Here is a 15414-nt window from a genome sequence, read left to right on the forward strand (position 1 = left end):
TAATTTAAATCACATCATCATTAGCCTTCAACAATTCTGTGTTTTCAGCTAACATTAATTCGTCTATGATTTTTTGAATATCACCGTTAATAATATTAGATAAATCGTAAAGCGTTAAACCAATTCTATGGTCCGTTACTCGTCCTTGTGGATAGTTGTAGGTCCTAATCTTAGCAGATCTATCACCAGAACTCACCATACTTTTACGCTTTTCAGAATCTGCAGCTTGTTGTTTCGCTAATTCTAAATCGTATAAACGTGAACGTAATACCTTTAAGGCTTTCTCTAAGTTTTTATGTGATGATTTCTGATCCTGACAGCTTACAATCATTCCTGTTGGTTCGTGATGTAACTTAATAGCCGAGTACGTTGTATTTACCGACTGACCTCCAGGTCCGGTTGATGTGGTACGCTCAATACGCACTTCCGTCATGTCTAATTCATAATCAAACTCTTCTGCTTCTGGCAATACCATAACCGTCGCAGCACTGGTGTGCACACGACCTTGAGTTTCTGTTTGAGGTACACGTTGTACACGGTGTACACCAGCTTCAAACTTTAAAGTACCGTAAACATCTTCGCCAGACACTTCAAAAATGATCTCTTTAAAGCCACCTGAAGTACCATCACTCTGACTTACCACGTCTACTTTCCAGCCTTTATCACTGCAATATTTTGAATACATTCGGTATAAATCTCCTGCAAAAATACTCGCTTCGTCTCCACCTGTACCTGCTCTAACCTCAACAACGACATTTTTAGCATCGTCTGGATCCTTAGGAATCAGCATAAAACGAATCTCTTCTTCAAGCTTCTCAATGGTTTCTTGAGCTTCTTCAAGTTGCATTTTGGCCATATCTACCATTTCGGCATCAGAGCCATCGGCAATAATTTCTTCGGCTTCAGCAACATTATCTAAGGCTTCTTTATAAATTTCACCTTTATCTACAATTAACTTAAGGTCTTTGTATTCCTTCATCAGCTTCGTGTAGCGTTGCTGATCTGATATAATATCGGGTTGAATGATAAGGTCGTTCACCTCATCAAAACGTTGTTTTATAATCTGTATTTTCTCTAACATCTATCTTCAAAAATTGAAGTTCAAAAATACAATTTTTTTAAGATATAAGAGAGGTTCCCTTTTAGAATAAAGAACGAAGGCTTGTAAGTTTAAAATGATAGTACTTCGCACTTTTAGTGACTATTATTAAAATCCATAGGCAGGTAAAATAAATTAGGAAAAGTTACAAGTGAAAACATATTTTAAAAATAAAATGCATAAAACGAACGTTACCTATAAAGTATGTATCGATTCCTAGCTATACTTACATTTTACAGACCGTTTGTGGTTTGGTCATTCATTGCAAATGTTATCATCGGATTTTTTAATCCACTTATAGCACCAGCCTTAGTGACTAAATTATTTCTTACGGTTTTTGCATGGTATTATGTCAGTGAAACTAATAACAAACGAAAACTAACTTTTTATAAAAATTTAGGTATTTCTACTTTAAGGCTTTTTTCCGTTATATTTATTTTAGACTGCATTTTAACCATTATTTTTATTACTATACTTAAGGAATTCACTTGATAACTAAATGACATTTGAACTAGACAATGTAGAACTTTACTTTAAGCACAAGCGCATTTTAAACGGTATTTACCTCAAAGCTGAAACCGGAAAAGTAACCGCTATTTTGGGCAGTAATGGCTGCGGAAAAAGTTGTTTACTCAATATCGCTTTTGGAAATCTAAAACCAAAATACAAGCTCCTGAGATTAGATGGCAAACCGCTTTTGAAGCCTTTGTATACCACAGGAATTGCTGTATATCTACCACAATATAATTTTATTCCAGATGAAGTAACGTTGTCTTTTGTTTTTAAGTTATATGCTATTAATTGGAATACTTTTATTGAAAATTTTGAGGCATTTTCAATCTATAAAAACTCTAAGTTCAATGCCTTGTCAGGAGGTGAAAGACGTATTATTGAAACTTATGTTATTCTAAAAACCCAGAGTAAAATCGTATTTTTAGACGAGCCTTTTTCGCATTTATCACCATTACACATCGATACGGTGAAGCAACTTATTGAAGAAGAAAAGAAAGAAAAAGTTATTATTATTTCAGATCATATGTATCAACATATCATTGAAGCTTCGGATACCATTTATCTATTAAGTAGTGGCACAACAAAGAAGGTTAAACAGCTCACTGAACTTGAAGATTACAAATATTTAAGTGAAGGTACTTTATGAAAAGACTTAAGAGGATGAATTCTTTTTTATAATATTATCTAAGTCTACGACAACACCAACACCTAAAATTTGTTTCCATTGCAATTTTGGACCCACAATAACATTTTCTTCATTAGTCACCTCATTTGTTTCTACTTCAACTTTGATATCATCGTCATACCTAAGATGCGACCCTAAGGTTGCTTTGACAAATTTATTAACTTTCATATCTAAGTTAAGCTCCCACTCTAAATCTATATTCCCAAAACTATTAATATAATCGGTATACAAGCGCAGAAGACTGGTGATTTTAATATTCTCAAACACCTCTTCTTCGTACTGATTGGTTAACAAAATCCCCAATTCTTGTCTTACTTTTTTTCCATCTCTAAGAATATTGCCTTCTAAATCATAGATAGCTGGGTCCACTCCAAAAGCTCCTTTATTCGCTAAATCATCATCTAACACAAATGTAGTTTTTAACGTAAATGGAGACGCGTAAAAAGACATACGCTCTATAAATCGTCCATACTCCATTCCTACACCAAAAAACATGTAACCAGGTGCCAAAAATTTTGAAATAGCATCATCTCTATTCGGATAACTATATCCATTAGCTAATTGCGAATTAAAACTAAACTTCGCCGAATAAAACCAATTACTTTTTGGGTCTATCTCTAATCCAACATTAGAAATCACCTCTATAACATCTTCCGTTTTTCTAATATTTAAATCCTCTTGCTTATTTAAACCGTAACGAATATTAAAATTAGAATTCCAATACCATTTTTCTTGTTTGTATTTCGCTTCTGCTATTCCGGTTACAATACCCGAAATTGAATTGGTACCACCAGCATTCCAGTTTGTAAAAGACACCTGATTAAGCGTTAGGCCAACTTCTTTTTTAGTTCTCCAACCTAATTGAATAGGTTCATTTTTTTTCTTTTGAAAGTATAAGGAATCTGGTTGTGCAAAAAGCACACTAGAACATAAGACAAATAAACTAAATATAAACCAAGAATAGTTTTTCATGTTTAAAAAAATTAATATGTAAATGTGCCGTATTCAGTATTAATGGTGAGTTGCTTCTTATCTGAAGCTTCTACGCGACCAATAATTTTAGCATCTACATTAAACGATTTTGAAATCTCAATAATAGAATTTGCCACCTCTGGTTTTACGTATAATTCCATACGATGACCACAGTTAAATACTTGATACATTTCTTTCCAATCCGTTTTAGATTGCTCTTGAATGAGTTTAAATAACGGTGGAACTTGGAACATATTATCTTTTACGATATGAAGTTCATCAATGAAATGAAGGATTTTTGTTTGCGCTCCTCCACTGCAGTGCACCATACCATGTATAGAGTCACTATTGTAATTATTTAGAATTGCTTTAATAATTGGAGCATAAGTTCGTGTTGGTGACAATACTAACTTACCGGCATCTATTGGTGCATCTTCAACAGCATCTGTTAATTTTGTTTGACCTGAATACACTAATTCTTCTGGCACAGCAGCATCAAAACTTTCTGGATATTTTTCGGCTAAATATTTTGAAAACACATCGTGTCTTGCAGACGTTAGGCCATTACTTCCCATTCCACCGTTATAGCTAGTTTCATAAGATGCTTGTCCAAAAGACTCTAGACCTACAATAACATCACCTGCAACAATATTAGCATTATCAATAACGTCAGAGCGCTTCATACGTGCTGTAACTGTAGAATCTACAATTATAGTACGGACTAAATCTCCTACATCTGCAGTTTCACCTCCAGTAGAGTGAATAGTAACTCCAAATGATTTTAAATCCGCTATTAATTCTTCGGTCCCGTTAATAATTGCAGAAATAACTTCTCCTGGAATCAAATTTTTGTTTCTTCCAATAGTAGAAGATAACATTATATTATCCGCAGCGCCTACACATAATAAATCGTCAATATTCATAATTAACGCATCTTGTGCAATACCTTTCCAAACTGAAATATCTCCAGTTTCTTTCCAATACATGTACGCTAATGACGACTTTGTACCGGCTCCATCCGCATGCATTATTAAACAATAATCGTTATCATTGGTTAAATAATCTGGAACGATTTTACAAAACGCTTTAGGAAACAACCCTTTATCTATATTTTTTATAGCGTTATGAACGTCCTCTTTTGAAGCGGAAACTCCTCTTTGCGCATATCTTTTACTCACCGAATTACTCATTGTACAGTTTATTAAGGTTGGTGATGCAAAAATAAGGATTGCGTTTAATTATAAGGAATGATTAGGTTGGAATTAATGACAGTTTTCATTTTTCGTCTCAACGCTTCCTTTTTCTTATTACCTCCGAAGTAAATATTAAGACCTAATCCAGCTCTGATTATGGCATCATCTGTATCTCCTAAAACAAGATTATCTAAGTGATTGTCTGTAAAGAAATAATTGTATTCCCCAAAAATTTTGAGGCCAACACCTTCTATTAATAAAAATTCGAGACCTAAACCTCCTTGTACTTTTGTCTCGGTACTTTCCAAATAATTTGTGGAGTTGTAACCACCTCCGGCATATATTAGTGGTGACACATTTCTAAATGGACTTATGAGATATTCCAAATTTATATCGAAAGACATAAAACCTTCATTAAACACATCTTTTACAGCAACATTGTATTTATTATATGTGATATTGAGATTTAAATGACTTGTAAGATGATGTTTATATCCTGCTCTAAAATAGAGTTCATACTCAGCATCGGAATAATCCACTTCGCTACTTGCAGAACCTGCCGCAAATTCTACAGCGTGAGACCCTCGTTTTTCGAAAAATTTAAACCGTTTGGCAATTGCTTTATCATCTCGATCATTAGTGTCTTGAGCATGTATTGAATTAACACACACTAAAGTCAATAAAACACTCAAAGAAACACAAACCCTAAAAACCATAAGTCACTCATTAGCAATTAGAAAGAGTACAATATAGGAAAATATTTATTTCAGAAAACACTAATTTGAGACAAAAAAAAGATAAAACCGAGTTATCGATTTTATCTTATAGATTTAATAGGTCAAAAGACCCTAACAATTTTGTCTTAATTTTTAAGATCTGTTGGTAGCTTTACTTGGATACTTGCCACATTATCATTGCTGACATTATTCAATTCATCCGAATTGTCTTGAGACAAAATAAGCGTCGCCCCAACAAGAATTGCTACACTAAGTAGTAACTTTTTCATTTTTACAAATATTGATTAATAGCCCTACAAAAATAAGAAATAAACGTATTCTTAAATTGACTATGATCAAATATTTAACATGATTTGAGCACCTTTTCGACAACTCGTTTAATGTCATCGACCAACTACATAAAACCCAAAATTAACGCGTCCCACTGTACGTATATATACGTATTTCATCGAATAAAAATAATGACGAATGCCCACCTAATTGCATCATTTATATCATTTTGTAAACAAAAGCTCTCTATATTTGGTTAATGGCCATAATTCATCATCAATCATTATCTCTAATTTATCACAATGATATCTAATATCTTGAAATAAAGGCTTCACTTTATTGCAATAACCATCTGCTTTCTTCTCTAAATTCGTTTCCTTATTACATACTTTTCGCTCTTCTGTCATCTTTGTTACCGTAGAGTTAATCGTTTCAATATGTTCCGAAATTTCTTCAATAAGAACCAACTGTGCTTTTGCAAAATCTTTAAAGCGATCACCATAAATCGTTTTTAAACCTGTTACATTTTTAATTAAAATATTCTGGTATCTTACTGCTGTTGGTACAACATGATTTCTAGCAATATCTCCAATAACTCTGCTCTCTATTTGAATATGATGGATGTAATCTTCCATTTCAATTTCGTAGCGCGATTCAGATTCTATTTTATTCATGACTCCCAAACTTTGAAAAAGCTCAATGCTCGATTTAGCTTTCTTAATTTGAAGAGCTTCAGGTGTGGTTTTATTATTACTTAACCTTCGTTTTTTCGCTTCCTCTTCCCATGCCTCACTATAACCATTGCCTTCAAAAAGAATAGCCTTCGAGGTTTTAATATACTCTCTTAAAACATTAAATATAGCATCATCCTTTTTCATTGACTTCTTATCGATTAATTCATCGACTTCAATTTTAAAATCTATGAGCTGTTTTGCAACTATGGTACTTAAAACTGTCATTGGATTAGCACAGTTGGCTGTAGACCCCACCGCTCTAAACTCAAATTTATTACCTGTAAAAGCAAATGATGACGTTCTATTCCTATCCGTATTATCTAATATAACTTCAGGTATTTTACCAACGACATTCAGTTTTAGGTCTGTGATTTCCTTAGGAGATAATTTTCCTTTCGGCACCGTTTCTAATTCTGCCAGCACCTTAGTGAGTTGATCTCCAATAAAAATAGAAATAATCGCAGGAGGTGCTTCATTAGCACCTAAACGATGGTCGTTACTTGCTGAAGCAATAGCTGCGCGTAATAATTCTTCATGAGTTTGTACCGCTTTAATTGTATTTATAAAGAAGGTTAAAAATTGAAGATTACTCATTGGAGTTTTTCCTGGCGCCAACAAATTGACTCCTGTATTTGTAGAAAGGCTCCAATTGTTATGTTTACCAGAACCATTTACTCCTGCAAATGGCTTTTCATGCATAAGCACAGTAAAATTATGGCGCTTGGCAATTTTCTGCATAATATCCATTAACAACGAGTTATGGTCTACTGCCAAATTAGCTTCTTCAAAGATAGGAGCTAATTCAAATTGATTTGGTGCCACCTCATTATGTCTTGTTTTTACAGGAATTCCTAGTAGCATACATTGGTGTTCCAAATCGCGCATATAAGCCATCGCTCTTGCTGGAATAGTACCAAAATAATGATCATCTAGTTGTTGTCCCTTAGCAGGTGAATGTCCTAAGACCGTTCTCCCTGTTAGTAAGATATCTGGCCTAGAAGCTGCTAATGCCGTATCTATTAAAAAATACTCCTGCTCCCAACCTAACGAGGTATTGACACGTTTAACGTTTTTATCGAAATATTTACACACTGCAACCGCAGCACTATCTACTACTTGTAAAGCGCGCAACAGAGGAGTTTTAAAATCTAAAGCCTCGCCTGTATAAGACACAAAAACTGTTGGAATGCATAAGGTTTTATCATAAATAAAGGCCGGTGAAGTTGGGTCCCAAGCTGTATAGCCTCTCGCTTCAAATGTATTTCTAATGCCTCCATTCGGAAAACTAGAAGCATCTGGTTCTTGCTGTACTAATTGGTCACCTCCAAATTTCTCAATAGCAAGTCCATCACCAATCGTCTCAAAGAACGCATCATGTTTTTCTGCAGTTGCTCCGGTTAAAGGTTGAAACCAATGTGTATAATGAGTAGCTCCTTTTGAAATAGCCCATTCTTTCATTCCTGTAGAAATATGATCTGCAACAAGACGGTTTATCTTAGTCCCTTTTTCAATAGCTTCCAAAACACTATTCAACGCCGTTTTAGTTAAATACTGGCGCATAGAAACCTCATTGAAAACATTTTCTCCAAAAATTTCCGAACGACGTTTTTGCTCTTTTATTTTTATTGGTTTTCGTTTTAATGATGCCTTTACGGCATGAAATCTAAGTGTTGACATATTGATAATTTTTAAGGTCAAAAATACAAAATATTTAAAAATTAGCTCATTGCCCATCTAAAAATAGGGTATCAATAATAATTAGAAACATTACAACTAAATCACCCCATTTTTTTTGATGGGTAAAAAAAATTAGCAATATTTGTAACATTCATTTAGATAAACAAAACAATCATTATGGCAAAAATTAAATTAGAATACATTTGGTTAGATGGTTACTTCCCAACTCAAAATATGAGAAGTAAAACCAAAGTAGAAGAGCACGAAGACTTTAAAGGAACTATAGAAGAGTTAGGCATGTGGTCTTTTGACGGATCATCTACCAGACAAGCTGAAGGTGGATCTTCTGACTGTTTATTAAAACCTGTCGCTATTTATCCAGATCCCGATAGAATCAATGGATATTTAGTCATGACAGAAGTTTTAAATGCAGATGGAACACCTCACGTTTCTAATGGTAGAGCAACTATTGATGATGATGACAATGATTTCTGGTTTGGTTTTGAGCAAGAGTATTTTATTATGGATACTAAAACTCAATTGCCATTAGGATTCCCTATTGGTGGATATCCTGCACCACAAGGTATGTATTACTGTTCTGTTGGTGGAAAAAACACGCATGGTAGAGGTCTAGTTGAAGAACATGCTGATTTATGTATAGAGGCAGGTTTAAACTTTGAAGGTATTAACCAAGAAGTTGCTTCAGGACAATGGGAATTCCAATTGTTTGCAAAAGGTGCTAAAAAAGCTGGAGATGAAATTTGGATTGCTCGATATTTATTAGATCGTTTAACTGAAAAATATGGTTACTACATTGATTACCATCCAAAACCTTTAGGTAAAGATATGGATTGGAATGGATCAGGTATGCATGCTAATTTCTCTAATGAAATCTTAAGAACATGCGGTGATAAAGAAGTTTACGCAAAAATCTGTGAAGCTTTCCGACCAGTAGTAAAAGAACATATCGCGGTGTATGGTGAATTTAACGATCAACGTTTAACCGGTTTACACGAAACAGCATCGATAGACGACTTCTCTTGGGGAGTTTCAGATAGAGGAGCTTCAATCCGTATTCCAATCATTGCAGTAGAAAAAGGCTGGAAAGGTTGGTTAGAAGATAGAAGACCAGCTTCTAACGGGGATCCATACAAAATTGCAGGTAGAATTATTACAACTGTAAAAAGTGCTGATCTTTCTTAATTAGAAACGAATTAACTTTTAAAGTCGTCTAGAAAATATTGTTTTTTAGACGACTTTTTTACTCCTTAATATATAGCTCAAAAAACAGCTACTTTTAGATAAACATATATTCTTCTTATAAATTATAAATCTAAAAGTATTTCTAAATAATTAAAGCTCAGTAGTGCAACCTCATAACTTCTAACGCTTCTCAACCTCATCTGTTTTAGTAATTTTCTATTATTAACTAGTTCTACAATAGCAGAATAGGCACACCTATTAGGAAGTAATTCCTTACAACGATAAAATCTGCCCTTGGAAGTAAATTCTTTCATTTTACCGACTTTTTATGACAGTCTTCGCCATTTTTAGGCTACGTTGATACACCTTCATAATATTGTAATGTTATTAACCAAATTTATAAATTATGAAAAATTTTACTAAGCACCTACTTCCTATTTTATGTGGAGCTGCGACTTTTATGACAAGTAATATGAATGCATTTCAGGACAATTCACAAGACAGCTGTAATGCTGTAGAAGTGATTGCATCAGTCCAAGGATTGCAATCAAACGGTAATCCGGTTATTGCGAGTCGCTCAGATGTTAATTTAGCATTACACACACCAGACAAGTCAAATTCTCCAACTGGATTTTATTCTTTGGGTATTAAAGGAAGTATTACACTCGCTTTAGGTGGAGCTGTTTATGACCAACCAGGAACAGATATTATGATTTACGAAACTTCATTTTCTGGAGATTCATGTGGTAGAAGTGATGACGAAACTGCATTAATTGAGTTATCTCAAGATGGAGAAACGTGGATATATTACGATAATGTTTGTCGTGACGGATCAATAGACCTAGACGGATTAGGTTTAGATTACGTTACACAAATTAAAATTACAGATTCAACTTATGGCTCTGGTGATGGTTACGATTTAGATGGTGTTGAAGCCGTTAATGGTTGTGAAGATATTCCTACTGACGTTTGTTATGGATCTGGAGCTATAAACTATATCCCTGGATTAGATAGCAATGGAAATGCGTTAACAGTTGCTGAGCGAATGGACACAAACAAAGCTTTAGGTCAACCTGAAATGGATGATTCATTAAACTTTTTATCATTAGGTTATAAAGGAGAAGTTACAATAACATTTGATGGTGTTGTATTTAATAATGAAGGGGCTGACATTAAAGTTGTCGAAACCACATTTGGTTACGATTCCTTTACAAGTTATCCTGAATCGGCTGATGTTTATGTATCGCAAAATGGTATTGATTTTTACCTTATTGGATCAGTGCTTACAGCTGATGCTGGAGATTTAGATATTAGCAATGCACCAATTTTCCTTTCTTATATTACAGAAGTGAAGATTGTAGATACAACACCAGATGATTCTGTTTCTGATGATGGCTTTGATTTAGATGGAGTTATTGCTTTAACAGGATGTAATGAACCAATATTACCTACACCAGCTGGATGTTACGCAGTTGACTATTTTAACTATGTAGAAGGAACTAAAAAGAATGGTGGTGTTATTGATGCTATTAGAACTGAAACTCCAGAAAACACACTTGGTGAACCAGAAGGAACTGATGAGTATGTCTTTACAACTCTTGGTTATGGTGGAGAAATAACTTTGACGTTTGGTGGTGCAGTTTACAACCAAGAAGGTCCAGATTTAGTTGTAGTTGAAACAACTTTCCAAAACACTTGGGGTTGTGACACATATGGTGAATATGCTAATGTATACGTTTCTGCAGATGATATCAATTACCATTTTGCGGGTACAGTGTGTAAATCAGACAATACTGTTGATATTTCTGATGCAGGTAATTTCAACTTCATCTATTACGTAAAAATCGTAAACAACAATGAATTATCTTCAACTGAAGATGCTTACGATCTTGATGGTGTAATTGCTATTGGTACTTGCCAACAGTTTGACTACCAAACTTACGCAGATGAGCAATATAATAGATTAAGTGTTACTACTGTAGATGCAAACGATTTAGAGTTATCAACATACCCTAACCCAACAAGTGGTGTTTCATATATTGAATTTAGCCCACAAACTGCAAGTAAAGTAGTAATAGAGGTATTTGATATTAATGGTCGTAACGTTGGTCAGGTATTCAATAATGACGCGTATCCTGGTCAAGTATACAAAGCAGAGTTTAACACTACAAGTTTAGCAGCTGGTTTATATGTATACCAAATTACAACTGGAAATTCTAGTATTACTAAAAAGTTTATCGTTTCAAAATAAAAACGACGTATAGTCGTACGATTTACTAATAAATAAAAGCCACCTGAAAATGTATTTTCAGGTGGCTTTCTTATGGCATATTGTTATAAACTTTAAGATGGATACGTCATAGGAGTAATTAAAACCCATGCCTTAAGGATGACCTTTACGAAGTAAAATTAAACTATTTTAAGGCTAGATATATAAATAGCATATACGCACCAAACAAAATCATCCCTTTTACTCTTCCTATTTCAAAACGTTTGGGTATGATAATGAATGGAATTAGAATCGCAGAAAATGCTATCATCCACCAGATATTAGTTGAAAGTATTTCTGGTGTATTGACATTCACAACAATTGGCTTTATAATCGCGGTTAAACCTAAAACAGATGCTATATTAAAAATATTAGATCCTATTAGATTTCCTAATGACATCGCTTTTTCCTTTTTTAGGGCAGCAATAACTGATGCAGCTAGCTCTGGCACACTAGTTCCAATTGCTATGACTGTAACCGAAATAGCATAGTCGCTTATGCCTACGGATTCCGCCAATTGTTTAGCCCCTTGAACTAACCACTCAGAACCAAAGTACAATCCACCAGCACCAATAAGTAACCAGGCCACGATTTTAAAATTGGAAACAACTGCTAAAGTATCATCAACATCTTCCATATTCGCTTTAGTAGACTTCCTAGAACTTTTAATTAAAACAAAAAGGAAGACAACTAACGCTATAAACATAATAGCACCTTCTAACGCTGTCAATACATTATCATTCGATAAGAAATAATACAAAGCAAATGAGATTAACATCATCATTGGCCAATTTAACTTGTAAAAATCCTGATCTACTGCTAAAGGAGTAATAATAGCAGTGATGCCCAGAACCAATCCAATATTCGCGATGTTAGAGCCAATAACATTACCTAGTGCAATATCCGAAACTCCATCTAAGGCTGCTTGTAAACTCACTAATAATTCTGGTGCTGAAGTTGCAAAAGACACAACCGTCATCCCAATAACCAATTTCGATAACTTTAATTTAAAAGATAAACCTACCGAAGCTCTAACTAAAAAATCTCCACCAACAACCAACAAGGCCAATCCAGCAATTACCATTAACACGCTCATCCTCTATCTCAATTTTAGACTCCTATTAATACAATAAAAGCGCAAAGATAATATTTCATTTTCACACCTACTACAACTATATTTCACGTTACAAAACTATTATTATAGTTGTATAACTATAAAAATAGTTATATATTTGAATACAACAATAATTATAGTCACAAGATCAATGCAGAAACTCACCAATAAAGAAGAGGAAATAATGCACATCTTATGGAAGCTTAAGAACGCTTTTGTAAAAGATGTGTTGGCAGAAATAAAAGAAGACAAACCACATTACAACACGCTATCTACCATTATAAGAAATTTAGAAGACAAAGGATACGTTAGCTATAATGCCTATGGTAAAACACATCAATACTTTCCTATTGTGACAAAGGAAGACTATAAAACCAAATTTATGAATACGGCTATTGAGAATTACTTCAATAATTCTTATAAAAATGTCGTGTCCTTTTTTGCAAAAGAAGAGAAAATAAGCATTGATGAACTCAAAGAAATTATTTCATTAATAGAAAACAAAAAATAAATATGGAATATCTTTTAAAAGCATCAGCCGTAATTGCCATCATATATTTGTGTTTTTACCTTTTTCTTAAAAAAGAAACTTTTTTTCAACACAACCGTTGGTTTCTCTTAATTGGCTTACTATTAGCACTGGTTTTTCCATTTGTAATAATTCCTATTTATATACCAGTTGACCCCATTACAACTGAAGTAGCTACATTTATAACAGCTACACCTTCAAATTTTGTTGCTACAGTACCAACAGAATCCGCATTTGATTGGTATGAACTTATACCTCTATTATACGGTATAGGCCTATCTGTGTTTTTAGTTCAATTTGTCTTTCAGTTTGGATCGTTAGTTTTACTTCTTCTGAAAAACCAAAAACGTAAAGTACAACGATTCACGTATGTCATTGTAAACAATAAAATTTCTCCATTTTCATTTTTCAAATGGATTGTTTATAACCCTGAATCGTACGAAGAGAAGGAGCTTCAACTTATCTTAACTCATGAGAGAGTCCACGTCAACCAGTTGCACTCTATAGACATTCTACTTACCCAACTCGCCTGTGTAGTCTTTTGGTTTAACCCCTTAATATGGTTATACCGAAAAGAAGTTCGACAAAATTTAGAATACATTGCTGATTTTGAAAGTGAAAACAGTACACAATCAAAAAAGGACTACCAACACTTATTATTAAAAACCAGTATTGCTAATCACGATACTATATTATCAAATAACTTTTATAATTCATCCATCAAAAAACGAATCCTTATGTTAAACAAATCAAGATCAAATAAAAAAAATCAATGGAAATACCTATTGATGCTACCGCTTTTAGCAGGTTTACTACTTAGTATGAATACAGAAACCGTTTATGTTGAAAACGATATAACCCATGAGAATTCAGGAGAAACCGTTCAATTTGTTGTTTCTAAAAACACCTCAGATGCAGAACTATATAACATGACCAAAGCTGTTGAAAACAAAGGAGGAACTTTAGTTTTTAGCCAAATTCAAAGAAATGCTTCAAACGAACTCACCAATATATTTCTAAAATTAAATAATCATAGTTATGGAGGTGGCAATTCTAAATCCCCAATAGAACCGTTTATTATCTATAAAGAATGGTTTGGTGATAAAGGAGGCTATGTTGGTCGAATGGAAGGCGCCACATTGCATTTTGACAATGCGGCATTAATTAAGGATGCAAAAAAAACTAATGCCCTTAAAATTAGAGCACTTAATATCATTTTAAATAAAGGTATTCAGAATGAGGACGACTATAAAAGGTATCAACAGCAACGTTCTAGATATGATCATAAAATAAATGACGAGCAAAAGAAACCTAAGGATTCTGTTATATCAGAAGAAATCAAACTAAGGTTTACAAACCAAATGAACGATAACCGTTTAGAAGAGTTTAAAACACTTTTAAAGTCTAAAGGTGTCCAAATGAAAATTAAACGTTTACATCGTAATCACGAAAATAAAATTAGCGATTTAAATATTGTATTTAAATCTAAAAATAGCACCGCGAATCATAAAGCCAAAAATGCCGATGGTATACGACCTTTCAATTTTAAAATGACTGATAAAGATTTTGGTATACGTAATTTACAAGAAGAGGTACAAATTGAAGAGACCATAATGGTCTACAACCTAAAAGACTCACTATCAGAAGACATCCCAAATGATACATTATACTATAAAATAGTAAAACCTAATACCAATACAAACGATTCTATTTACATTTCAATAGATTCAACCAAAGTTAAAGACCTATCTAAAGTAAAGCCAGACCTCTATTATGAAGGAGGTAAAGCTTTAAAGATTAATAGTGTTAGCGAAGAGATTATTATACATCAACCCCAAAAAGCGTATAAGAATATTACATATCAGTCCAATAAAAACCCAAAACCCTTAATTATTGTTAATGGTAAAGAGGTTAGCTCAGAATCACTTAACACACTAGATCCCGACAAGATTGAAAGTGTCACTGTTTTAAAGGATGAAAAAGCCATAAATAAATATGGCGAAAAAGGAAAAAATGGGGTCATTGAATTAATAACCAAAGAAAGTGTTATCATCACAAAAAAAGACAATATAAGAGAAGTTGAAACAACTGAAATAACCAGTGTTACCTATATTGATGATAAGGATCCTTCAAAAAATGCAACTATCGCTTACATTTCAAAATACTCAACAGATGAAGTACTAGCTAGCCACCAAGTGAATCTCGAAAGACTTGGAATTACCGTTAAATATTCAAAATTAAAACGCAATAAAGCTGGAGAGATTACCAGCATCAAAATTAGTTTAGACGATAAAGGCGGTAGCAAAGCTAGCGCAACTTGGAAAGTTAATGACGGCATTCCAAATATAGAATATGGTAAATCTGAGGGTTCTTTAATAACCCGAACAAAACAGCAGTAATACACCTTTAGAAAGTTAAA

At 33.6% G+C, this 15414-nt stretch carries 12 protein-coding genes; 5 read left to right on the forward strand and 7 right to left on the reverse strand.

The window, feature by feature from the left end:
* Positions 1 to 4: 4 nt before the first annotated feature.
* A complete protein-coding gene (gene prfA / locus KO515_RS03965) occupies positions 5 to 1081 on the reverse strand; it encodes a peptide chain release factor 1 (RefSeq protein WP_215935087.1) in 1077 nt (358 codons plus the stop codon).
* Positions 1082 to 1598: 517 nt separating this feature from the next.
* Between prfA and KO515_RS03970 the strand changes: the two genes are divergently transcribed.
* A complete protein-coding gene (locus tag KO515_RS03970; protein WP_215935088.1) occupies positions 1599 to 2258 on the forward strand; it encodes an ATP-binding cassette domain-containing protein in 660 nt (219 codons plus the stop codon).
* Positions 2259 to 2264: 6 nt separating this feature from the next.
* Here KO515_RS03970 and KO515_RS03975 read toward each other — a convergent pair whose 3' ends face one another.
* The 5 genes from KO515_RS03975 to KO515_RS03995 all read right to left on the reverse strand — a co-directional run bounded on the left by KO515_RS03975 (position 2265) and on the right by KO515_RS03995 (position 7880).
* Positions 2265 to 3269 (reverse strand): DUF3078 domain-containing protein, encoded by a 1005-nt coding sequence (locus KO515_RS03975; RefSeq protein WP_215935089.1) that lies wholly within the window; start codon positions 3267 to 3269, stop codon positions 2265 to 2267.
* 11 nt (positions 3270 to 3280) lie between these two features.
* Positions 3281 to 4459, reverse strand: coding sequence for an AIR synthase related protein (locus tag KO515_RS03980; RefSeq protein ID WP_215935090.1), 1179 nt, complete (start codon positions 4457 to 4459; stop codon positions 3281 to 3283).
* Positions 4460 to 4503: 44 nt separating this feature from the next.
* Positions 4504 to 5154 carry a Curli production assembly/transport component CsgG gene (locus tag KO515_RS03985; RefSeq protein ID WP_252723774.1) on the reverse strand — a complete coding sequence of 217 codons (651 nt, stop codon included), beginning with the start codon at positions 5152 to 5154 and terminating at the stop codon, positions 4504 to 4506.
* A gap of 170 nt (positions 5155 to 5324) precedes the next feature.
* A complete protein-coding gene (locus tag KO515_RS03990) occupies positions 5325 to 5468 on the reverse strand; it encodes a hypothetical protein (RefSeq protein ID WP_157723991.1) in 144 nt (47 codons plus the stop codon).
* Between the two features lie 225 nt (positions 5469 to 5693).
* Positions 5694 to 7880: a glutamine synthetase III family protein gene (locus tag KO515_RS03995; protein WP_215935091.1), complete on the reverse strand. Its 2187-nt coding sequence runs from the start codon at positions 7878 to 7880 to the stop codon at positions 5694 to 5696.
* A gap of 177 nt (positions 7881 to 8057) precedes the next feature.
* Here KO515_RS03995 and KO515_RS04000 point away from each other — a divergent pair, with 177 nt between their 5' ends.
* Positions 8058 to 9083: a glutamine synthetase beta-grasp domain-containing protein gene (locus KO515_RS04000; protein ID WP_215935092.1), complete on the forward strand. Its 1026-nt coding sequence runs from the start codon at positions 8058 to 8060 to the stop codon at positions 9081 to 9083.
* A gap of 406 nt (positions 9084 to 9489) precedes the next feature.
* Positions 9490 to 11334 carry a T9SS type A sorting domain-containing protein gene (locus KO515_RS04005; RefSeq protein ID WP_215935093.1) on the forward strand — a complete coding sequence of 615 codons (1845 nt, stop codon included), beginning with the start codon at positions 9490 to 9492 and terminating at the stop codon, positions 11332 to 11334.
* Between the two features lie 163 nt (positions 11335 to 11497).
* Here KO515_RS04005 and KO515_RS04010 read toward each other — a convergent pair whose 3' ends face one another.
* On the reverse strand, positions 11498 to 12448 hold the full coding sequence (locus tag KO515_RS04010) for a calcium/sodium antiporter (RefSeq protein WP_215935094.1): 951 nt from the start codon (positions 12446 to 12448) through the stop codon (positions 11498 to 11500).
* Positions 12449 to 12617: 169 nt separating this feature from the next.
* On the opposite strand from KO515_RS04010, the gene KO515_RS04015 reads away from it, so the two are divergent.
* Both KO515_RS04015 and KO515_RS04020 read left to right on the forward strand, forming a co-directional pair.
* Positions 12618 to 12977 carry a BlaI/MecI/CopY family transcriptional regulator gene (locus KO515_RS04015; protein WP_215935095.1) on the forward strand — a complete coding sequence of 120 codons (360 nt, stop codon included), beginning with the start codon at positions 12618 to 12620 and terminating at the stop codon, positions 12975 to 12977.
* A gap of 2 nt (positions 12978 to 12979) precedes the next feature.
* Entirely contained in the window at positions 12980 to 15394 is a 2415-nt protein-coding gene (locus KO515_RS04020) for a M56 family metallopeptidase (protein ID WP_215935096.1), read from the forward strand.
* The last annotated feature ends 20 nt before the right edge of the window (positions 15395 to 15414 follow it).

This window comes from Winogradskyella psychrotolerans (genome assembly GCF_018860545.1).
In the GTDB taxonomy this organism is placed as follows: Bacteria; Bacteroidota; Bacteroidia; order Flavobacteriales; family Flavobacteriaceae; genus Winogradskyella; species Winogradskyella psychrotolerans_A.